This is a genomic window from Meiothermus sp. Pnk-1 (assembly GCF_003226535.1).
Classification (GTDB): Bacteria; Deinococcota; Deinococci; order Deinococcales; family Thermaceae; genus Allomeiothermus.
On the sequence record NZ_QKOB01000004.1, the window covers coordinates 208,118 to 229,825 of the forward strand.

Genomic DNA, 21,708 nt, shown 5'->3' on the forward strand with positions numbered 1-21,708 from the left:
GTCAGATATCTTCCGGTACGCGCCGGCTCCGGCCTTGCAATCCTCCTCGAGAGCCCCTACACTGAGTTCAAATGACGTGCCTCCTTACCGCTTGGGGTTGGTGGTGGCCTAGGAAGCCCTAGGGCGGTGAGGCTGTATACCCCTGGGGCTTACGATCCCCAGGGGTTTTTCTTTTGCTAAGCGGGATGTATTTTCGCCCGTCGAGCGAAGCGAGGAAGGAGCCCGGATGACACAAAACCTCATGATCCCGGTCAAAAAGACTTTGCTGGCCGACCTCGAGACCCCTGTCTCGGCCTACCTCAAGCTCTCGGAGAAGGCCACCCCTAGCTTTCTGTTGGAGTCGGTGGAGGGGGGCAAGGCCTGGGCCAGGTGGAGTTTTGTGGGCGTTGGGGCGCGGCGGACTTTCCGCTTCAAGGACGGGGTGTTTACGGTCAACGGCGAGCGGGTCGAGGCTCGGGATCCCTTGCGCACCCTCTACCAGGCTATCCACCGCCCGATTGCCCCGGACCCCGACCTACCCCTCTTTTGGGGCGGGGCGGTGGGCTACGCGGCCTACGACCTGATCCGCCACTACGAGAAGCTGCCCGCGCTCAAGCCCGACCTGCTGGGCGTTCCAGATCTGCTCTTCGTCGAGCCCGAAGTGCTGGTGGTCTTTGACCAGTTCAAGCAGCAGCTGCACATCGTAGCCCCTGCGGAAGAAGGGGGCAAGGCAGAAGCCCTCGAGCGCATCGCCTGGGCCGAGAAGAAGCTGGAAGGTCCGCTGCCCGGCGTGCCCGGCGAACGGGCCGGGCGGCGGCTGGAGTTCACTCCCAACCTCACGCAGGCCGAGTACGAGGCCATGGTGGAGCGGGCGCTGGAGTACATCCGCGCGGGCGACATCTTCCAGGTGGTGCCCAGCCTGCGCCTGTCGGCGCCCCTCCACGTGCACCCCTTCGCCGTCTACCGGGCCTTGCGCTCGGTCAACCCCAGCCCCTACATGGGTTTCCTCGAGCTGGGCGAGGTCACGCTGGTCTCGTGCAGCCCCGAGAGCCTGCTGCGCTCCGACGGGCGCAAGGTGGTCACCCGCCCCATCGCCGGCACCCGCCGCCGGGGGCAGGACGCCGCCGAGGACCAGGCCCTGGCCGAAGAGCTCCTCTCCGACGAGAAGGAACGGGCCGAGCACGTCATGCTCGTGGACCTCTCCCGCAACGACCTGGGCCGGGTCTGCCGCTACGGCACGGTGCGCCCCAAAGAACTCATGCGCGTGGAGAACTACTCGCACGTCATGCACATCGTCTCGACCGTGGAGGGCGAGCTGCGCGAGGACCAGAGCCCCCTCGACGCCCTGGCCGCGGTGCTGCCAATGGGCACGGTCTCAGGGGCGCCCAAGATCCGGGCCATGGAGATCATCGAGGAGCTCGAGCCCTCCCGCCGTGGGCCCTATGGCGGGAGTTTCGGCTATCTGGCCTACGACGGCCACATGGACCAGGCCCTCACCCTCAGGACCATCGTGGTGGCCGCCGGGCAAATCCACATCCAGGCCGGGGCGGGCGTAGTCTACGATTCCATACCCGCCAACGAATACCAGGAGTGCTTGAACAAAGCCCAGGCCATGCTCAAGGCGGTGCGGTTGGCCGAGGAGGGGTTGTGACCGGCCAGGCAATCCGGAAACCGGCGAGCGGCAAGGAGATCATGAAGAAGCGAATTCTCACCGGCATCCGGCCCACCGGGCGGCTCCACGTGGGCCACTACTTCGGCATGCTCCGCCAGATAGCCGAGCTACAGGACGACTTCGAGAGTTTGGTGATGATCGCCGACGTACAAGCCCTCACCGACAACTTTCACCGGCCGCAGAAGGTGCGGGCGATGGTGCTCGAGGTGGCCTATGACCTTATTGCGGGCGGGGTGGATCCGGCCCGATCCACCCTCTTCATCCAATCCCTCATTCCCGAAATCGCCGAGCTCACCCTCTACTACGGCAACCTGGTGACGATCTCGAGGCTACAGCAGAACCCTACCGTCAAGGCCGAGATCGCCCAGAAGCGCGCGCTGTTTGGGAATTCGGTCACCTATGGCTTCCTGGGTTACCCCGTCTCGCAAGCCGCCGACATCACCGCCTTCGACGCCGACCTGGTGCCGGTGGGCGAGGACCAACTGCCGCAAATCGAGCTAACCCGCGAGATCGTGCGCAAGTTCAACCAGCTCTACGGTCCCACGCTCAAGGAACCTCAGGCCCGCGTGCTCCACACCGCCCGCATCCGGGGTCTCGACGGCGGGAGCAAGATGGGCAAGAGTCTGGGGAACGCCCTCTTTCTCTCGGACGAGGCCGCCACAGTGGACCGAAAAATCCGCAGCGCCCTCACCGACCCCCAAAAACTCCACCTGCACGACCCCGGACATCCCGAGGTCTGCACGGTGTTCGAGTACCATGGGCTGTTCAACCGGGAAGGGCTCGGCTCCATCGCGGCGGAATGCCGCTCGGGGGTGCGGGGCTGCGTGGCCTGCAAGCGCGAACTGGCCGAGAGGGTAAACGCTTTCCTAGAGCCTCACCGCCGGCGTCGGGCCGAACTCGAGGCCCGCCCTAGCGAGGTGCTGGAGATCCTGATGGAAGGTACCCGCAGGGCGCGGGCCATCGCGCGGGAAGTCCTGGCGCGGGTCAAGGAGCGCCTACACCTGGACTACCTGGGAGGGGTGGCATGAAGCGAATATTGATCATTGACAACTACGACTCCTTCACCTACAACCTGGTGCAGTACCTGGGCGAGCTGGGCGCGGAGCTCGCGATCTGGCGCAACGACCAGTTCCGGCTCGAGGACGTCGCCGCTTTCGACCCCGACGGGATCGTGGTCTCTCCCGGTCCCTGCACCCCCAAAGAAGCGGGGCTCTCGGTGCCGCTGATCCGGCGCTACGCCCCCGAGTACCCCATCCTGGGGGTGTGCCTGGGCCACCAGAGCATCGCCGAGGCCTTCGGAGGGCGGGTGGTGCGGCACAGGCTCATCGTGCACGGCAAGACCAGCCCCATCCAGCACGACGGCAGCGGAATCTTCGCCGGGCTGCCCACCCCCTTCACCGCTACCCGCTACCACTCGCTGGTAGTCGAGGCGTCGTTTCGCGGCGATAGCTGGGAGGACTTGCCGCCGGAGCTTCGGGTGAATGCTTGGGTAGACGAGGCCGGAGGGCGTACGGTGATGGGCCTCGAGCACACCCGCTACCCCACCTACGGGGTACAGTTCCACCCCGAGAGCATCCTCACCGAGCTGGGGCGGCGGATCCTGGGCAACTTTCTTGAGCGGTGTCACCCGCCTATGGCCCGTTCTTAGGCGGTGGCGATAAGCTATCGGCAATGGTTTCGGTAATCGTGCCCACCCACAACCGCCAAGCTCTGCTCGAGCGCAAGCTGCAAGCGCTGGAGGGGCAAGAGGGCGAGTTCGAGGTGATCGTGGTCGCGGATGGCTGCACCGACGGCACGGTGGAATGGCTGGAGCGCTATCCGGCGGGGTTTCCGCTTCGGCGGCTCGAGACCGAGGGAAAGGGTGCGGCCCACGCCCGCAACCGGGGGGCGGAGATAGCCCGAGGGGATATCCTGCTGTTTTCCGATGATGACGTGATCCCTCGCCCGGGGTGGATCGTGGCGCACCAAAGGGCGCACTCCAGGCCCAACACCGTAGCGGTGGGCCGCTTGCTGCTCCCGCCGGGGCTCAAAGGCAGCGGAGCCGCCGAGCTACCCGGGCCTCCCCTCTTCTGGTGGAACGCTACCGGCAACAACACCAGCCTGCCCAAAGCCCTGTTCGAGGAAGTGGGGGGCTATGACAGCGCGCACTTCGCGGGTTACGGAGGGGAGGATCCCGACCTTGCCTACCGGCTTAGGAAGGCCGGGGCGCGATTTGTGTTCCTCAGGGAAGCCGAGGCCATCCACGAGGCCTGGGACTACCAAAACAGCGCCCTGCGGCGGGCGCGTAGCGCTGGAGCAGCCCACATGCGGCTTTACCGCAAATACGACGATGCGGCCATCGCCTGGGCGCTGGGGGTTCACCCGGTACTGCTGGTGCTTAAGATGACCCTTCTGCCCTGGACCAAGCGGCTTTGGGGTCCTCGGGGCGATTACGAGCTGGCCTATGCCTGGGGCGCTTGGGAGGAGTACCGCGCGGCGAAGTAAAGGTCATGGAGCTCAGCGTCATCATCCCTACCCATAACCGGGCCTCCCTGGTGAGCCGGGTGACGCGGGCGTTTCTGGCCGAGAAGGGGGTGGAGTTCGAGGTGATCGTGGTGGACGACGGCTCGAGCGACGACACCGCCGAGCGCCTTGGCGCCATACCAGACCCCCGGCTCCGCCTCGTCCGCCAGCCCAACCAGAAGCTGGCCGCCGCCCGCAACCGCGGCCTGCAAGAGGCCCGCGGAACCCATGTGCTCTTCAACGACGACGACATCATCCCCGAGCCGGGGTTTCTGCTCGCCCACCTCGAGGCCCATCGCCTCTATCCCGGTTCGGCCATCGTGAGTCGGGTCCGGGTGCCCGACGCGGTGGCCCGCACCCCCTTCCAGCGCTACTGGCAAGCCCGCCTACACGCCGGAACCGATCCGCTCAAACCCGGGCAGATCCTGGGAAAAGGCGGCTTTTGGGCGGCCAGCATCTCGTTTTTGCGGCAAGATCTGCCCGAGCGGCCCTTCGGCGAGTTTCCCGCATACGGCTGGGAAGAGCACGAGCTGGGGTTGCGGCTGTGGCGCCGGGGGGTTCGGCCCCGGTTCTGGCCCAAGGCCCAGGCCTGGCACTACGACCCGGTAACCCTCGAGGCCATGCTGGAAAAATGGCGGAGCATGGGCCGCATGGCCTGGAGGTTTTACGCGACCCACAAAAGCCTCGAGGTGGCCCTCTGGACGGGAACCCACCCCCTCTCCCTGGCGCTGAAACGCTGGCTTTACCCCTGGAGCAAGGCCGAAGCGCTCCTGGCCGAGCGCTTCTGGGAGGAGCGCGAAGGGGCTGCGGGCAAGTACAGGTTCCTGCTCGAGGCTGCTTATACCCAAGGGCTCCTGGAAGGACGCCTCCGATGAACCCCCCGTTGGTCTGGATCCTGTTGCTCAACTACCGCCAATGGCAGGATACCCTCGACTGCCTGGCCGCCCTGGATCGGCTGGACTATCCCCACTTTCGCGTGCTGGTGGTGGACAATGCCTCGCCCAACGACTCGGTGGTGCGCTTGCGGCAGGCCCGACCCCAGCTCGAGTTGCTGACGCTGCCCAGCAACCGAGGGTTCGCGGGGGGAAACAACCCCGGTCTGCGCTTGGCGCTCGAGCGCGGGGCGGAGTATGTGTGGCTGTTGAACCCAGACACCCGGCCAGATCCAGCGGCGTTGGGCCAGATGGTAGCGCTGGCCGAAGCAGACCCCGGTCTGGGGGCAGTAGGGGCGGTGCTGTACGAGATGGAGCGGCCTGAACGGGTCCAGGCCTGGGGAGGAGGAGAAGTCAGCCTCCTTTGGGGTCAGATCCGCCTGTTGACCGCTCCTGATCGGCTGTCGCGGCTAAGCTATATCAGCGGGGCTAGCCTGTTGCTGCGCGGGGCGGCGCTGAGGTCGGTCGGCTTTCTGGACGAAGGGTTTTTTATCTACGGCGAGGACGTGGATTTGGGGCTGCGCATGCGTCGGGCCGGATGGCGCTTGGGGGTGGCCCCCGCCGCCCGAGTCTGGCACCGGGGCGGCAGCTCCTGGGGCAAGGACCATACCACCGCCGATGAACACTTCGCCGCCTACAACACCCGGCTCTGGCGCAAACACAGCCCAATCCCCCTGCTGGCGGTGGCCGGGTACACCCTGTTTTGGACCCTGGAGTACGGCTTGAGGCGGCGGTGGGCCAGCCTGGCCGCCCTGTGGCGGGGCGTACGCCGGGGTTGGCGGCTGCCGTTGGAGGAAGACCATGGATGAACTCAAAAAAGCTTTACACGCCGAGCCGCTCACTCAAGACGAGGCCTACCGGCTGATGCTCCGGATCATGGCGGGTGACCTGACCCCGGCCCAGACCGCGGGGGTGCTGATCGCCCTGCGGGTGCGGGGGGAGACCTTGGAGGAGATCACCGGCTTCGCCCGGGGGATGCGCGAGGCGGCGGTGCCGGTGCGGGTCGCGCGCAAGCCCCTCTTGGACATCGTGGGTACCGGCGGGGTGGCGCCGGATGCCTTCAACATCTCGACCACCACCTGCTTCGTGGCCGCGGCGGGGGGGGTGGCGGTGGCCAAGCACGGCAACCGGGCGGCCTCCTCGCGCTCGGGTTCCTTCGACCTGATCGAAGCCCTGGGGATCAGGATCGACCTTCCTCCCGAGCGGGTGGCCGAGGCCATCGAGACCCTAGGGATTGGCTTTCTCTTCGCCCGCAACCACCACCCGGCGATGCGCTTTGTGGCCCCGGTGCGGGCGGAGCTGGGGGTGCGCACGGTGTTCAATCTGCTGGGGCCTCTGACCAACCCGGCCTTCGCCACCCACAACCTGGTGGGGGTCTCGAGCCCTGCCCTGCTCGAGCCTTTTGCGCAGGCACTGCACAACCTAGGTTCGGAGGCGGCGATGGTGGTGCACGGCGAGGCCCAGCTCTCGACCGGAACGGTAGGGGTGGACGAACTCGTACTGGGGCGCAATCAGGTGGCCGAGATCCGCGGGGGGCGGATGCGCACCTACACCCTCCACCCCGAGGAAGTAGGGCTCGAGCCCGCCCCCTACGAGGCCATTAAAGGCGGCACGCCGCAGGAAAACGCCGCCATCGCCCGGGCCATCCTCGCCGGGGAGGAAAAAGGCCCCAAACGCGACGCGGTGCTCATGAACGCGGGGGCCGCTTTTTATCTGGTGGGCAAGACCACCACCCTTCGCGAAGGGGTGGCGCTGGCCAAGGAGATCCTGGAGGACAAAACCGCGCTCGAGTTGCTGGAGAAGCTGGTCGGGTTTAGCGGGTCGCCAAAAACCGCAAGCTGAGCAGCAAGGCGATGAAGCTGGCCCAAAACAGGTATGGCCCCACTTTTTCAGGCGGCCTATGCAGGCTGCGGCGGAACCAGCCCTGGGGGGCCTCGAGCCCGCCCACAAAGTGCAGCAGCGCTGCGGTAAGCGTCCCGTAGGTGAGGTGAAGCCAGGTGTTGCGCAAACCGAAGACCCCCAGCACGACCTCGAGCCCCACCTGGGCAATGGCGGTCCAGGCCAAAAAGCGAAAAACCCTAAACTCCCGCGCGGTGGGCTCGCGCAGCAAAAGGCGAAGCCCCAGCAGCGCGAAGAGCGCCAACCCCACCAACAACACCAAAGCGGCGAGGCCCCGCAGCAGGATCAACCCGGTCAGCAGCGCTTCCATATCCCCCTCCTCGCGCGGAGACGGACTTCCTCGTTCAAGCCAGGGTGCCCCCCAAGACGACTTGGGCGTACCCCTACCAATCCCCGCGGGCCAAAACCTGTGAGGAGCTTCACGAAGCCGCTGCCTTCTGGGTCCATATCTCCACCATTATCGCGCAAACCATGGTTATGTTAACGGCATAACATGCTATACTGGTGAAGTGAGCACAGACCTAACCGCCCAGTACGACGCATCCGCGATCAAAGTTCTGAAGGGGCTCGAGGGGGTCCGCCACCGCCCGGCCATGTACATCGGCGGGACCCAGGCCGACGGTTACCACCACCTCTTCAAGGAAATCCTGGACAACTCGGTGGACGAGGCCCTGGCCGGGTATGCCACCGAAATCATCACCTCCTTACACCCTGACGGCTCCATCACCGTCGAGGACAACGGGCGCGGTATCCCCGTAGACATCATGCCGGAAGAGGGAAAACCCGCGGTGGAGGTGATCTACACCGTGCTTCACGCCGGGGGCAAGTTCGAGGAGGGGGCCTACAAGGTCTCCGGCGGCCTGCACGGGGTGGGGGCCAGCGTGGTCAACGCCCTGGCTGAGTATACCCGGGTGGAGGTCTTCCGTGACGAGAAACACTACCTCATCGAGTTCAGCCGCGGCGAGGTAACTAAACCCCTGACCCAGATCGGGAACGCCAAGGGCAAGCGCGGTACCCGGGTGACCTTCTTGCCCGACGCCACCATCTTCGACCCCGGCCTCAAGTTCGAGGCCAGCCGCATCCGCAACCGTCTGCGCGAGGTGAGCTTCTTGGTAGCGGGCCTGCGGCTGGTGTTCAAGGACGAAGTCCACCAGAAAGAAGAGGTGTTCTTCGACAAAGGGGGGGTGGCCTCGTTCGCCAAGTTTTTGGCCGAAGGCGAAGAGGCCCTCTACGAGAAGCCGGTGCTGCTCCAGGGCGAGGTGGACGTGGTGAGCGTGGAGGTGGGGTTGATCCACACCAAGGGCTACAGCAACCAGCTGGTGAGCTACGCCAACATGATCCCCACCAAAGACGGCGGTACCCACGTCTCCGGCTTCAAAACCGCCTATACCCGGGCCATCAACGCCTACGCCAAGAAGGCCGGGCTGGTCAAGGGCGACCTCGAGCCCACCGGCGACGACCTGCTGGAGGGGGTGTTCTGCGTGGTCTCGGTGAAGATTCCGCAGCCGCAGTTCGAGGGCCAGACCAAGGGTAAGCTCTTGAACCCCGAGGCCGGAACCGCAGTGAGCAAGGTGGTCTACGAAAAGCTTACGGACTGGCTGGAGGAAAACCCCCGCGCGGCCAAGCTGATCTATGAAAAAGCCCAGCGAGCCGCCCAGGCCCGCGAGGCCGCCCGCAAGGCCCGCGAGCTGGTGCGCCGCAAGGACGCGCTGGAGTCCGACGAACTCCCCGGCAAGCTGGCCGACTGCCAGTCCGAAGACCCCGCCGAGGCCGAGCTCTTCATCGTGGAGGGAGACTCGGCGGGGGGCAGCGCTAAGCAGGGCCGCGATCGCCGCTTCCAGGCCATCCTGCCGCTGCGCGGCAAGATTCTGAACGTGGAGAAAGCCGGCCTGGGCAAGGCCCTCAAAAACGCCGAGGTGCGGGCCATGGTGGCAGCCATCGGGGCGGGCATTGACTCCAACGTGGAAGAGGCCCATTTCAACCTCGAGGACCTGCGCTACCACAAGATCATCATCATGACCGACGCCGACGTGGACGGCTCGCACATCCGCACCCTCTTGCTCACCTTCTTTTACCGTTACATGCGCCCGATCCTCGAGGGCGGCTACCTCTACATCGCCCAGCCGCCCTTGTACCGGCTGCAAGTGGGGGGGGGAAAAAACGCCAAAGTGCAGTACCTCTTCAACGACGAGGCCCTCAAGGAGGCCATCGCCAAGCTCCCGGAACGAGCAAGCTACGAGGTGCAGCGCTTCAAGGGCTTGGGCGAGATGAACCCCGAGCAGCTCTGGGAGACCACCATGGACCCGGCCAAGCGGGTGCTGAAGCAGGTCACCATGGAAGACGCCCTCTACGCCAACGAAATCTTCGAAGCCCTGATGGGTCAGGACGTGGCCCCGCGCCGTGAGTTCATCGAAGAAAATGCCCGCTTTGCCCAGCTTGATATCTAGTGGCGGGGATCGTCCCCTAGGTGTACGGGCGTAGCCCGTCCCAAAGGGAATCTACCTCTGGGTGTACAGCCATAGGCTGTCCCGAGACGCTTCCTTCGCCGCCGGTAGGCGGGGTAGGGAATCTACCTCCGGGTGAAAAAACCCCCGCGTTTAGCGTCTGGCGTTTTGCGTATTGCGTACGACGTACGGCGTCAATACAACCCAACGCCCCAAAAATTTGCCGGTGTGGCAGGATTGTATTCTGATATAGACAGAATATAGCCATCTCCGGTAGAGTAGAGAATCTATGTTCCGCTACCGAGGCCCCGAACCCAAAGGCGATCAGCCCAAGGCCATTGCCCAGCTCACCGAGGCCATCCAGGACGGCGAACGCTTTGTGACGCTGCTCGGGGCCACCGGAACCGGCAAGACCGTGACCATGGCCCAGACCATCGCCGCCCTAGGCCGCCCGGCGCTGGTACTCGCCCCCAACAAGGTGCTGGCGGCCCAGCTTGCCTCGGAGTTCCGCGAGCTCTTCCCGGAGAACGCGGTGGAATACTTCATCAGCTACTACGACTACTACCAGCCCGAGGCTTACGTGCCGGGGCGCGACCTCTACATCGAGAAGGACGCCAGCATCAACCCCGAGATCGAGCGGCTGCGCCACTCCACCACCCGCAGCCTCCTCACCCGGCGGGATGTGATCGTGGTGGCCTCGGTCTCGGCCATTTACGGCCTAGGGAGCCCGGAGGACTACCGGAACATGAGCCTGGTGGTGGAGGTGGGGCAAAACCTGCCCCGCGAGGTTCTCCTCGAGCGGCTAGTGGACCTTCAGTATGAGCGAGGGGACCTCCAGCTCGAGCCCGGCAAGTTCCGCGCCAAAGGCGAGGTGCTCGAGGTCTGGCCCGCCTACGAGACCGAGCCCATCCGCATCGAGATGTGGGGGGATACCCTGGAGCGCATCAGCGTGACCCATCCGGTCACCGGGGAACGGCTCAAAGACCTCCCCGGTTTCGTCCTCCTCTCCGCCACCCACTACGCCACGCCGGAAGCCCGGCTCAAGGAGGCCATCCCCCAGATCAAGGCCGACCTCGAGGTGCGGCTGCGCGAGCTGGAGGAGCAGGGTAAGCTCCTCGAGGCCCAGCGGCTCAAGGAGCGCACCCTCTACGACCTGGAGATGCTCGAGGTGATGGGCACCTGCCCGGGCATCGAGAACTACAGCCGTTACCTCTCCGGCAAGGCCCCCGGTGAGCCGCCCTACACGCTGCTGGATTACTTCCCCGAGGATTACCTGACCTTCCTCGACGAGTCGCACGTGACGGTGCCGCAGCTGCGGGGGATGTACAACGGCGACTACATGCGTAAAAAGACCCTGGTGGACTACGGCTTTCGCCTGCCCTCGGCCCTCGATAACCGCCCCTTGCGCTTCAATGAGTTCCTCGAGCGGGTGGGGCAGGTGCTATTCGTCTCGGCTACCCCCGGCCCTTACGAGCGAGAGGTCTCGGGGCGAACCGTCGAGCAGATCATCCGGCCCACCGGGCTCTTAGACCCCAAGGTCACCATCAAACCGGCCCGGGGCCAGATCGAAGACCTGATGGGGGCCATCCGCGCCCGTGCGGCCAAGAAGGAGCGGGTGCTGGTCACGGTGCTTACCGTGCGGATGGCCGAGGAGCTGACCAACTACTTGGTCGAACACGGGATCCGGGCCCGCTACCTGCACCACGAGCTCGACGCCTTCGAGCGCCAGGCCCTCCTGCGCGACCTGCGGCTGGGCCACTTCGACTGCCTGGTGGGCATCAACCTGCTGCGCGAGGGCCTGGACCTGCCGGAGGTGAGCCTGGTGGCCATCCTCGACGCCGACAAGACCGGCTTTTTGCGCAGCGAGCGTTCGCTCATCCAGACCATCGGGCGGGCGGCCCGTAACGCCGAGGGCGAGGTCTACCTCTACGCCGAGACGGTGAGCGAGGCCATGCGGGTTGCGGTAGAGGAGACCAACCGCCGCCGGGCCATCCAGGAGGCGTATAACCAGGCGCACGGCATCACCCCACAGACCGTGCAGAAGTCGGTGCGGAAGGTGATCCGGCCCGACGACTACGAAGAAGAAGCCGCCCAAGCCCCCCTCGAGCGCCCCGAGGATCTGCGCGAGGCCCTCTTGAACTTGGAGGAGGAGATGTGGCGGGCCTCCGAAGCGCTGGACTTCGAGCGGGCGGCCCTTATCCGCGACCAGATGCGCAGCCTCGAGGCCCGGCTATTGGGCCTGCCCGAGCCCACCAACGCCGGCAAGCCGCGGCGGGGGAGAAGGCGGAGATAAGCGCAGGGGCGAAAACCGATGAAGATGAACGCCCTTTAGCCAATACCACATAAGCCGGATATTCCCCAGGGACTAAGATGGAAGCGCGAGGGGGTGCAGGTACCCAACACGCCCTCAGGGTAAGCGCTGTCGTGGTATCGGCTTCAAGAGCCGCATCGGAAACGAGGTGAATGGGTATCATTATGAGAAAAGCCTTAGCCTTTCTGTTGACCGGCCTGGCTACTTTGGCCGCCGCTCAGGTTCGCCCGCAGAGCATCATCGTCAACCCCACGCCCCCGGCGGACCTGCAGGTGCGGGTGTGGGTGGACCGCGACCCGAGCGGTCAAGGAAACCCGGTGTACGACTTCGGGGAGCCCATCTACGTCTCGGTGCAGGTGACCCAAGACGCCTATGTCTACCTCTTCAGCGTGCGGGCCACCGGCGAGATCGTGGGCATCCTGCCCAACGCCTACGACCAGGACAACTTCCTGCGGGCCGGTGAGGTGCGCACCTACCCCCCGGCGGGGGCGCAGTACAGCTTCACCGTAGCCCCTCCGGCGGGGCAGGACCGGGTGCTGGCGGTGGCCAGCCGCCGTCCGCTGGACGTCTCCGAGATCGTGGACATCCAGACCGGCCAGGCCCGCATCCAGGGGGTGCAGAACCTGGCCAGAGCCCTTTCCATCGTGGTCACCCCGGTGCCTCGGCAGGACTGGGTGAGCGATGAGGCCTACTTCATCGCCGGCCAGCTCCCCCCGCCGCCGACCGCGACGCTCAGTGTGGACTCCAACCCGCGCGGGGCCACCGTGCGGCTGAACGGGCAGGTGGTGGGCAACACTCCCTTGACCCTCACCATCGACGCCGAGCCAACTACCGTGGAGGTCTCGAGGGCCGGTTACCCTACCTACCGCACCAGCATCAGCCCGCGGGTGGGGGAGCAGGTCCGGGTCTATGCCGACTTGCAGGCGCTGTTGGTCAGCCGGATTGTGGTGGACGCCAACATCCGGGGGGCCCAGGTATACATCGACGGGCGCTTCGTAGGAAACGTCCCGGTGAACGTCACCGCCACGCCGGGCAACCGCGTGGTGGAGGTGCGGGCCGGGGGCTACACCACCTTCCGCACCACCGTCAACCTGCGGCCCGGCGAGACCGAGCGGGTCTACGCTACCCTGCGGGCCGTCACCCCGCCGCCCCAACCCAACCCGCCCATTGTGGTGCCGGCCCCCAACGTCCCTACCGGGCGGATCACCTATACCTGCCAGGGTGGGCGCCTGGTGGTTAATTACGCCACCCCCAACTTAGTGCAGGTCTTTTATAACGATGACTTCCAAGATTTGCCCTTGACCCAAAGCGGAGGAACCCTGGTTTACTCGAACGGCACCTACACCTGGCAACTTCGGGGAGGCATCGGCTCATTCTTCGTCCGGGGCGGACAGGTCCGTAGCGGCTGCCGCCCGCAGTAGTATGGGGTTGGGCGGGCTTTCCTAGGAAAGCCCGCCCCTAAACTTTAGCTCACTAACATGCCATCAGCTCAAGGAGGAATACTGTATGGCCATGAAAAAACTCGCTTTTCTTGGTCTAGCTGGACTGTTGGTCGGCCTCATTAGCGCGTGCAGTGGGATCGTCGAAGTAATAGTTCGGTTGCCCATTGACTTTGGCCAGGGAAACAAACTGGTCATTACCAATGCTCGCCTGTCCACCAATTACTACGACGGCAACAGCAGCAACCCTACCTACTACATCTGCGATAACAAGACGACTATCATCACCTACAGCTTTACCTACAATGACCCCTTCTACTTTGGGGGTTGGAGCTCGCAACTTAGAGGATACGCATCAGGCGAAGTTAAGGGGCAGGTCAACTTTTCGGCGAACGATCCGCGTAACAATGTCGCTACCCGTACCGTGACCGTAGATTATCAGGTTTACCCAGGGGCCGTACCGCTCAATAATGGGACAGGTGCGTCTGTTCAATCCAGCGGCGTATCAGCCCAATCCATTATCGTCGTTCCCAACCCCTCCATCGTCGGCAGAACCTATGTTGATATCTTGGTAAAGGGTGCGAATGGGGCAGCCGACTTGACAGGTACGGTAGGCCCGCTGAAGGTCATCGACAACTGCCCATAGGCTAGGAGAGCCAGATGAAACGCTTTGTAGTCCTTTTGCTTTCTTCACTGCTGTCTTCCTGTGTCTATCTGGTCGAAGATACCACGCCGGATAGCCGGCCCATCCCGGTGCCTAATTCGCAGATGGTTCCAGCTCCCAGTGCGGGGAATTATACCTATGCCTGTAATGAAGGGCGCCTGGTAGTCAACTACCTGAGCAGCGATAGCGTTCGAGTGTTTTACAATGATGCATTTCAGGCTTTATCTTTGCGGAGTATTTCGCCGGAGCGAGTTTACTCCAATGGGACGTACACTTGGTCTTTGAACCGTTCGGGGCAGGGAACCCTTCGGGTAGGCTCCCAATTCGTTCGTACAGGCTGCGCCCTGTAGAGGCTAAAAAAGATAGGGGTCGGGCTTCCCCGACCCCCATGGAGTTGCTTATTAGGCCAGCAAAATAGGCCGCTCGAGGTAGTAGGCCACCCGCTCCAAGAGCCGGCTTGCCGTCTTTGCCTCCAGATCCCCGCTCACCGACAAAAGGGCCTGCTCGCCCAGGCGGCGGCCCAAGGAGAGTACCTTGGCCCCAGGGAAGATGAGCTGGTCGAAGCTGTCCAAAACCAGCACCACCAGACCACCCTCGGCTTCGGTGGCGGCCTCTAGGGCTTCCAGGGTTCCCCGCAGGGTGTGGGCGGGAACGGCCTGGTAAGCCCGCAGGGTTTCGCCCTCGAGCACCCCCTTGTTGGCCCGCAGCGGCAGCTCGAGGTCGGCCAGGGCTTTCTCCGCTGCCCGGTAGAGGAGGGGTAGCATCCCTACCTCGCGGTGCCAGGCCTGGGCCAGCGTCTCCGCGGCTTGGGCAGCCGCCCCGACTTGCACGAGCTGTTGCCAGGCCTGTACCCGGAGCGGGGCAGCAGGGGTGGGGGCTACCTGGCTGTCGCCGGGAAAATACGTCTGGGGGCTAGGGGTGGGAGTGGTATCGGCGCCGGAGGCAGCAAATCCGCTCCAGGCGGCCGGAGCCATCTCGGCGGCCTCAGGGGCTGCAGGTTCTTCCGGCGTCTCGGCAAAGCTCGGCGCCGGTTCGGCGGGAAGCTCGCTGATCGGTGATTCTTCCCCGAAGGACGTGGCCTCGGCGGGGGCCGGCTCGGCCTGCCAAGCGGGGGGGACGGTCTCGCCCTGCCAGGGGGGAACCGAAGGCTCAGGGGAGGGCTCTTGCCAGGGCTGGGCCGCCGGCTCGCCCCAGCTCGAGGGGATAGCTTCGGGCCAGCTCGGCAGGGGGGGTTCCGCCGGGGTGGATGCGCTTACCTCGGGCTCGCCCCAGTCTCCTAGGTCGAGGGGGGCGGGCTTGCTGTGAGGAAGCGCACCGGTCGGATCCGAGGAGGGAGCACTCACCCCGGGCCAGGTGAACTGTTCTTCCCGGCTGAGGCCGGGGAATTGCGTCACGTCGAGGCTCGGCGGGGCAGGCTCGGCGGTTATCGCCGGCATGGGCTCGGAGTTGGGGCCGCTGGCGGGCGCTTCGGCCTCGAGGCCGGGGGCCTCCAAGCCCAAGTCATCGAAAACGATATCGAAATCCCCCAGGGTGGGGTGCTTATCCGCCGGTTTCTCCCCGAGGGGGGGTACTGAGAAACCGCTCCGCGGGGGCTCTCCAGGAGGCGGGGGCGAAAAGGTGGAGGCGGTTGCTTTCGGGGGGGTTGGCTGGCTGGTTGGGATCACATCGCTCAGGCTCACCCCCTCTTTGGCCAGCATGGCCTGGGCCTGGCTGATGTCGGGGATGGTCTCCGGCGGAGCCGGCTGCTCCTCGGGGGTAGGGGGCAGGTCGATCTCCCCGGCCATGACCTTAGCCAGGAAGGAGAGGATATCGCGCTCGACGATGGTGCCTTCTGGCCCGCTGCCTTTGAGGGTGCGCCAGTCGATCCCGTTTTCTTCGGCCAACCGCCGGGCTAACGGCGTGATTTTGGGTTCGCTCATCTTGAGGGCTATCATAGCGCAAGGTGATAGCCTAGAACGGTGGAAATAACCTTCGCCCAACTCCTGAGCGACTACTGCCTCCAAGCCCAGCCCTCCCAGACCGTGCTGATCGAGGCCCAGACCCCGGCCCTGCCCCTCATCGAGGCCCTGGTTCCGGCCCTCCTGGAGCGCGGAGCTTACCCGCTGGTGCTCTTGGAGTATCCCGAGCAGGGGCGGGATTTCCTCGAGAAAGCCGGGGCTTGGCTCGAGCAAATCCCGCCCATCCGCTGCCAGATGGCCGAGGCGGCCAACGCCTCTTTGCGCATACAGAGCGAGGAGAACCCCCTCTCGCTCTCCGGAATTGACCCGGCCCGCCTCACCAGGCACCGCAAGGCCTGGCGCGAGCTCTCGGAGATCCGCCTGGGCAAGCGCTGGACGCTCACCCTCTACCCCACCCCGGGGTATGCCCAGCAGGCCGGGATGAGCACCGCCCATTTCCGAGCGTTCGTGCAACGGGCGCTGTTCCTCGACAAGCCCGATCCGGTAGCCGCTTGGCGCGAGCTGGCGGCTTTCCAGGCGGCTTTGATCGAGCGGCTCCGGAAAGTGCGGGAGGTCCGGCTCGAGGCCGAGGGCACCGATTTACGGCTTAGCGTGGAAGGGCGCACCTGGGTCAACTCCGACGGTAAGCGCAACATGCCCTCGGGTGAGGTGTTCACCGGCCCCTGGGAGGCCTCCGCCGAGGGAGAGGTGAGCTTCAACCTGCCGGCGGTGGTGGCCGGGCAGCGGGTGGAGGGGGTGTACCTGAGGTTTCGGCAAGGCCAGGTGGTGGAGGCCCGGGCTGAGCGGGGGGAAGAATACCTGCACTCGGTGCTCGAGAGCGACCCTGGGGCGAAGTTCCTGGGCGAACTCGGCATCGGCACCAACTTTGGCATCGACCGCCCCAGCGGGATCGTGCTCTTCGACGAGAAGATCGGCGGGAGCGTGCACCTGGCGTTGGGCAACAGCTACCCCGAGACCGGGGGGACCAACCGCTCGGCGGTGCACTGGGACCTGGTGCTCGACCTGAGGTCTGGCGGGCGCATCTGGGCCGATGGGGAGGTGTTGCAGGAGAACGGGCAGTTCGTGGGGATCTGACCGGCCAGCACCCCTTGGCTACCGCATTGCGCAAGGAAAAGTAGGCCAGATCTTGTCCTCAGGCCGGTTTCAGACGGCCAGCACCGCCGCCCCCCGCACCCTCCCGGCGCGCAGGTCGGAGAGGGCCTGGCTGGCCGCCTCGAGCGGGTAGACTTGTACCTCGGTTTTGATGGGCACCTGCGGGGCCAAGGCCAGAAACTCCTCGCCATCTTGGCGGGTCAGGTTGGCTACCGAGCGCAGCCCCCGCTCCTCCCACAACAGCGCGTAGGGGAAGGCGGGGATTTGGCTCATGTGGATGCCGCCGCAGACCACGGTGCCACCTTTGTCCACGTCCCGCAGGGCCTTGGGTACCAGGGCTCCGTCCGGGGCGAAGAGGATCGCCGCGTCCAGCTTCTGCGGCGGGCTTTGGTCCGAACCCCCGGCCCAGACCGCCCCCAGCTCGAGGGCAAAGCGCTGCCCTAGGGTGTCGCCGGGCCGGGTGAAGGCGTAGACCTGTCGGCCTTGGTGCCGGGCTACTTGGGTCAGGATGTGGGCGGCGGCGCCGAAGCCATAGAGGCCCAGGCGCTCGGCCTGGCCGGCCAGCTTGAGGCTGCGGTAACCGATGAGCCCCGCGCACAGGAGGGGAGCGACCTCGAGGTCGCCGTATCCCGCCGGCAAGGGATAGCAGAAATCGGCGTAGGCCACAGTGTACTCTGCGTAGCCGCCGTCGAGGTGATAGCCGGTGAAGCGGGCCTGTGGGCAGAGGTTCTCCTGGCCCCGTTGGCAGTACTTGCAGGCCCCGCAGGCCCAGCCCAGCCAGGCCACCCCTACCCGCTCTCCGAGGGTAAACCGCCCCACCCCCGGCCCCAATCCGGCCACCTCCGCCACGATCTGGTGGCCCAGGATGAGGGGAAGCCGGGGGGCCGGGAGTTCGCCGTCCAGGATGTGCAGGTCTGTGCGGCAGACCCCGCAGGCCCGTACCCGCAGGAGCACCTGGCCCGCTTCCGGCACCGGCAGGGGGCGCTCGGCCCGCTGTAGCGGCCCTCCCGGCACTTCTAGCAGCATCGCGCGCATCTAGCCCCAGTGTACGCAAAAAACCGGGCCGCCCTCGCGGCCCGTGATAGGTCGGGGCCCTCGCCCAGGGGCGGGCGGCCCGGCTGCGTTACTTGGTCTCTTTTTCTTCCTCGAGCCCGAGCTGGTTCAAGAGGTCGCCGTAAAGGTCGCCCAGCTTGACCGAGGCGTTGGCCGCGGTGACCACGTTGGGGTCGTAGTTGGTGTAGGCGGCGGTGACCCCGTACTCGCTCTCGCGGGGGCGGCGCTCGAGGCGACCCTCAGCCCGCGCCCCCTTGTTCTTCTTTTTAGGCCGCTCGCGGTTGTCGCGCATCTGCGGCCCGCCCCGCCGGGAACGCTCGCCCTCTTCGGCCTCCTCGGGCTGGGGGGTGGGGGCGGGCGGGGTCAGAAGGCGCTTGCGCGAGAGGGAGATGCGCTGCTCGACGGGGTCGATGTTGAGGATCACCGCCTCGACCTCATCGCCCTTCTTGAAGAGGTCGGAGGGCTTCTCGACGCGGGTGTAGTCGAGCTCGCTGATGTGGATCAAGCCCTCGATGCCCGGCTCGATCTCCACGAACACCCCGAAATCGGTGAGGCCGGTGACCTTACCCTTGACCGGCGTGCCCGGCGGGTAGCGGTCGGGGAGGCTCTTCCAGGGATCGGGCTGGGTCTGGCGCAAGCCCAGGGAGAGGCGGCGCTCGGTTGGGTCGATGCGCAGCACCACCGCCTCTACCTCTTCGCCCTCTTTCACCACCTCGGAGGGGTGTTTGGGGCGTTTGGTCCAGGAGAGTTCGCTGATGTGGATCAGCCCCTCGAGGCCCGGCTCCACCTCCACAAAGGCCCCAAAGGGAGTGAGGCCCACCACCTTGCCCCGCACCCGGCTGCCGATGGGGTACTTCTCGCTCACGGTGAGCCAGGGGTCGGGGACCAGGGCCTTGATCGAGAGGTTGACCCGCTCGCGCTCGGGATCTACCGAGAGCACCTTGGCCCGCACGGTCTGCCCCTTCTGGATCACTTCCTTGGGGTGGGTGAAGCGGCCCCAGGTGATTTCCGAGCGGTGCACCAGGCCGTCCACGCCGCCCAGCGCCACGAACACCCCGAACTCGGTAACCTCGACCACCTGGCCTTCGACTACGTCGTCGGGTTTGAGCTGCGAGAGCAGGTTGGCCCGCAGGTTCTTCTGCTCTTCTTCCACCACCGCCCGGCGAGAGAGGATTACCCGACCTTTTTTGCGGTTGAGCTCGATGATCTTGACCGGGAAGCTCTGCCCCACGTACCCGTCGAGTTCGGGGGTGCGCTTGAGGTCAACCTGAGAGGCCGGCAAGAAGGCGCGGACGCCCTCGACAAAGGCCACCAGTCCCCCTTTGACCTTCTCCTTCACGGTGACCATCACCGGCTCGGCCCGGTCGAAAAGCTCCTGGATCTTGACCCAGCTCCTATCGGTCTCGGCCCGTTTCTTGGAGAGGATAATCTGGCCGTTCTCGAGGTCGGCCCGCACCACGTAGACGTTGACCACGTCGCCGGGCTTCAAAAGCTTTTTAAGCTCCTCTTCGGGAAGGTTCTCCTCGGTGAGCTGGTTGAAGGGGATGATGCCCTCGCTGCGGGCGCCGATATCCACCGCCACGCCGTCATGGCCTACGAATACCACCGTTCCTTGCAGGATCTGCCCGCGCTGAACGGTCTTCTCGAGGCGCGCTTCGGCGTCTTGTAGGGCTTGTTCCATCAAGCTTCCGCTAGCCGGGGTTGCCTCGGCGCTGGCTTGAGCCGGGGCGGCTTCCGTCGCGGTTTGAGGAGCGGGGGCCTGAGCTTCGCTGGCCGGTACTTGGGGTTGCTGGGGGGTCCCGTCCGTCGTTTCTACGACCTGCACGGGGGTCTGGGTTGCCTTGTCTTCCATCCGCCTGTTTCCTCCTGCCTCTGATCCTTCAGGGGAGATCCCCCTTTGGGATCTGCTCCTGACTTCAGGAGCGTCGCCATGCGAATCGCCGTGCGTTTTGGGTTGCACGGCATCGTTGCAATGGAGCACGCATTCGCAAGACGGAGAGCCCTCTTAAGGGCGACCTATCCGTTATAGCATAGAGCGGCGCTTCGCACAACCCACGCAGTTTTTTGCGTGATAGACTTAGGCTCGTGCGCGTCAAGGAGCTCATGAAAGCTAGACCCCACAGCGTGCGCCTGGACGAGACCTTGCTGGTGGCCGCCCAGCGGATGCTCCAGCACCGCCTGGGGGGGCTGCCGGTGGTGGACGAAAGCGGGAAGCTGGTGGGGCTTATCGAGGTGGACGATTTGCTGCCCCGACCGGAAAACGTCCCTTTCTCCGAGGTGGAGGCCTTGCGGTTGTTCGATGAATGGGTGGATCCGGGCTCGGTGGAGGGCATCTACCGGCAGTACCAGTCCAGGCCGGTGGCGTCAGCCATGCGCACCGAGCTGGCGGTGGTCTCTCCCGAGGACCCGCTGGAAACCGCCCTGGTGCGCATGCTGCAAAACCGGCAGTACCGCCGCGTGCTGGTGGTAGACGCGCAGGGCCAGTTGATCGGCACCCTCACCCGCAGCGATTTCCTGCGGCTGTTTGTGATGCAAGGCCCGTCGGCTTCCCACCCGATCACCCCCACGGAGGATTGATGCACCTGCTAGAGGTTTTTTACCTGCTCCTGGCGGCCCAGCTCCTAGGCTGGGTCTTCAAAACCCTAAGACAACCCGTGGTGATCGGCGAGGTGCTGGCGGGGGTAGTGGTGGGCCCGGCGGTGCTGGGTTGGGTGCACCAGGGGGAGATCTTGGAGTTTCTCGCCGAGCTGGGGGCGATCTTCTTGCTGTTCATGGTGGGGCTCGAGACCCGCCTCAAGGACATCTTGGCGGTGGGCAAAGAGGCCTTTCTGGTGGCGGTGCTGGGGGTGGCCTTCCCGTTCGTGGGGGGGTACTTCTACGGCGGGGTCATCGGCTTCCAGCAACTCCCGGCGCTGTTTCTGGGCACCACGCTGGTGGCCACCAGCGTAGGCATCACCGCCCGGGTGCTGCAGGAGCTGGGGGTGCTCTCGCGCCCCTACAGCCGTATCATCCTGGGGGCGGCGGTCATCGACGACGTGCTAGGCCTGATCGTGCTGGCGGTGGTCAGCGGGGTGGCCCAGAGCGGGACTGTGGAGATCGCCGCGGCGCTGCGCATCACGCTGATCTCAGCCGTGTTTGTGGGGGCGGCCATGGCCCTGGTGCCCCTGGTGCGCCGCCTTCCGCTCGAGCGCCTGCCGGTGGGGAGCCCCTTTGGCTTTGCCCTAGTGGCGGGGGTGGGGTTGGCGGCGCTGGCGGCGGCCATCGGCCTGGCCCCCATCGTGGGGGCTTTCCTGGCGGGGATGCTGCTGGCCGAGGTGCGGGAGAAATATGAGCTCGAGCGGCCCTCCTTCGCCGTGCAGGCCTTTTTGTCGCCCATCTTCTTCGCCATGGTGGGGGTTCGCCTGGAGCTAGCCGCGTTGGCCCAAAGCCAGGTGCTCCTCTACGGTAGCGTGGTGCTGCTGATCGCTTTGGCGGGCAAGCTGGTGGGGGGGTTTTTGGGAGCGCTCAGCCAGGGGTTCCGGCGGGCGGTGGTGGTGGGGGTGGGGATGGCCCCCAGGGGCGAGGTGGGCCTTATCGTGGCCGCCCTGGGCCTGGCGGCGGGGGCGGTGAACGAGGAAGAATACGCCCTGGTGCTCTTTATGGTGGTGGGTACCACCCTGCTGGCTCCGCTGTTCTTGCGCCCGGTGATCGCCTGGGCCGAGCGAGAATCGCCCTCCGAGCGCAGGCGGGCTTGAGCCGGGAGGCCAAAGCCCGCAGTATACTG

At 65.5% G+C, this 21,708-nt stretch carries 18 protein-coding genes; 14 read left to right on the forward strand and 4 right to left on the reverse strand.

Annotated features, from left to right (window positions below; all coding sequences use genetic code 11):
* Positions 1-226: 226 nt before the first annotated feature.
* The 7 genes from trpE to trpD are packed head-to-tail and all read left to right on the forward strand — an operon-like array spanning position 227 to position 6,927.
* Positions 227-1,630 (forward strand): anthranilate synthase component I, encoded by a 1,404-nt coding sequence (trpE, locus tag DNA98_RS08195; RefSeq protein WP_110528864.1) that lies wholly within the window; start codon positions 227-229, stop codon positions 1,628-1,630.
* Complete coding sequence (trpS, locus tag DNA98_RS08200; protein ID WP_199489377.1) at positions 1,627-2,679, forward strand: tryptophan--tRNA ligase; 1,053 nt, start codon at positions 1,627-1,629, stop codon at positions 2,677-2,679. Before trpE ends, trpS begins: the two co-directional genes overlap by 4 nt.
* On the forward strand, positions 2,676-3,299 hold the full coding sequence (locus tag DNA98_RS08205) for an aminodeoxychorismate/anthranilate synthase component II (protein ID WP_110528867.1): 624 nt from the start codon (positions 2,676-2,678) through the stop codon (positions 3,297-3,299). Before trpS ends, DNA98_RS08205 begins: the two co-directional genes overlap by 4 nt.
* A gap of 23 nt (positions 3,300-3,322) precedes the next feature.
* On the forward strand, positions 3,323-4,135 hold the full coding sequence (locus tag DNA98_RS08210) for a glycosyltransferase family 2 protein (RefSeq protein ID WP_110528870.1): 813 nt from the start codon (positions 3,323-3,325) through the stop codon (positions 4,133-4,135).
* Between the two features lie 5 nt (positions 4,136-4,140).
* A complete protein-coding gene (locus DNA98_RS08215) occupies positions 4,141-5,028 on the forward strand; it encodes a glycosyltransferase family 2 protein (RefSeq protein WP_110528873.1) in 888 nt (295 codons plus the stop codon).
* Positions 5,025-5,894: a glycosyltransferase family 2 protein gene (locus DNA98_RS08220; RefSeq protein ID WP_110528877.1), complete on the forward strand. Its 870-nt coding sequence runs from the start codon at positions 5,025-5,027 to the stop codon at positions 5,892-5,894. The genes DNA98_RS08215 and DNA98_RS08220 overlap by 4 nt, the downstream gene beginning before the upstream one ends.
* Entirely contained in the window at positions 5,887-6,927 is a 1,041-nt protein-coding gene (gene trpD / locus DNA98_RS08225; protein ID WP_110528879.1) for an anthranilate phosphoribosyltransferase, read from the forward strand. Before DNA98_RS08220 ends, trpD begins: the two co-directional genes overlap by 8 nt.
* Here the strand turns inward: trpD and DNA98_RS08230 are convergent.
* Entirely contained in the window at positions 6,899-7,294 is a 396-nt protein-coding gene (locus DNA98_RS08230) for a hypothetical protein (protein WP_110528882.1), read from the reverse strand. The genes trpD and DNA98_RS08230 overlap by 29 nt on opposite strands.
* 199 nt (positions 7,295-7,493) lie before the next feature.
* Here DNA98_RS08230 and gyrB point away from each other — a divergent pair, with 199 nt between their 5' ends.
* From gyrB to DNA98_RS08250, 4 genes are all read left to right on the forward strand, one after another.
* A complete protein-coding gene (gene gyrB / locus DNA98_RS08235; protein ID WP_110528884.1) occupies positions 7,494-9,431 on the forward strand; it encodes a DNA topoisomerase (ATP-hydrolyzing) subunit B in 1,938 nt (645 codons plus the stop codon).
* A gap of 286 nt (positions 9,432-9,717) precedes the next feature.
* On the forward strand, positions 9,718-11,721 hold the full coding sequence (gene uvrB / locus DNA98_RS08240; RefSeq protein ID WP_110528887.1) for an excinuclease ABC subunit UvrB: 2,004 nt from the start codon (positions 9,718-9,720) through the stop codon (positions 11,719-11,721).
* 182 nt (positions 11,722-11,903) lie between these two features.
* Positions 11,904-13,160 carry a PEGA domain-containing protein gene (locus DNA98_RS08245; protein ID WP_110528890.1) on the forward strand — a complete coding sequence of 419 codons (1,257 nt, stop codon included), beginning with the start codon at positions 11,904-11,906 and terminating at the stop codon, positions 13,158-13,160.
* A gap of 91 nt (positions 13,161-13,251) precedes the next feature.
* Positions 13,252-13,824: a hypothetical protein gene (locus tag DNA98_RS08250; RefSeq protein ID WP_129865653.1), complete on the forward strand. Its 573-nt coding sequence runs from the start codon at positions 13,252-13,254 to the stop codon at positions 13,822-13,824.
* 419 nt (positions 13,825-14,243) lie between these two features.
* Here DNA98_RS08250 and DNA98_RS08255 read toward each other — a convergent pair whose 3' ends face one another.
* Positions 14,244-15,761, reverse strand: a complete 1,518-nt coding sequence (locus DNA98_RS08255) for an E3 binding domain-containing protein (protein WP_110528999.1) — start codon at positions 15,759-15,761, stop codon at positions 14,244-14,246.
* A 39-nt stretch (positions 15,762-15,800) separates the two neighbouring features.
* Here DNA98_RS08255 and DNA98_RS08260 point away from each other — a divergent pair, with 39 nt between their 5' ends.
* On the forward strand, positions 15,801-16,874 hold the full coding sequence (locus DNA98_RS08260) for an aminopeptidase (protein WP_110528896.1): 1,074 nt from the start codon (positions 15,801-15,803) through the stop codon (positions 16,872-16,874).
* Between the two features lie 69 nt (positions 16,875-16,943).
* On the opposite strand, the gene DNA98_RS08265 is transcribed toward DNA98_RS08260, so the two are convergent.
* Together DNA98_RS08265 and DNA98_RS08270 are read right to left on the reverse strand one after the other, a co-directional pair.
* Positions 16,944-17,927 (reverse strand): zinc-dependent alcohol dehydrogenase family protein, encoded by a 984-nt coding sequence (locus tag DNA98_RS08265; protein ID WP_110528899.1) that lies wholly within the window; start codon positions 17,925-17,927, stop codon positions 16,944-16,946.
* An 88-nt stretch (positions 17,928-18,015) separates the two neighbouring features.
* Positions 18,016-19,797 (reverse strand): 30S ribosomal protein S1, encoded by a 1,782-nt coding sequence (locus tag DNA98_RS08270; protein WP_110528902.1) that lies wholly within the window; start codon positions 19,795-19,797, stop codon positions 18,016-18,018.
* A 251-nt stretch (positions 19,798-20,048) separates the two neighbouring features.
* Here DNA98_RS08270 and DNA98_RS08275 point away from each other — a divergent pair, with 251 nt between their 5' ends.
* Entirely contained in the window at positions 20,049-20,522 is a 474-nt protein-coding gene (locus DNA98_RS08275) for an HPP family protein (protein WP_233493156.1), read from the forward strand.
* Positions 20,522-21,679 carry a cation:proton antiporter gene (locus tag DNA98_RS08280; protein WP_110528908.1) on the forward strand — a complete coding sequence of 386 codons (1,158 nt, stop codon included), beginning with the start codon at positions 20,522-20,524 and terminating at the stop codon, positions 21,677-21,679. Before DNA98_RS08275 ends, DNA98_RS08280 begins: the two co-directional genes overlap by 1 nt.
* Positions 21,680-21,708 lie beyond the last annotated feature (29 nt).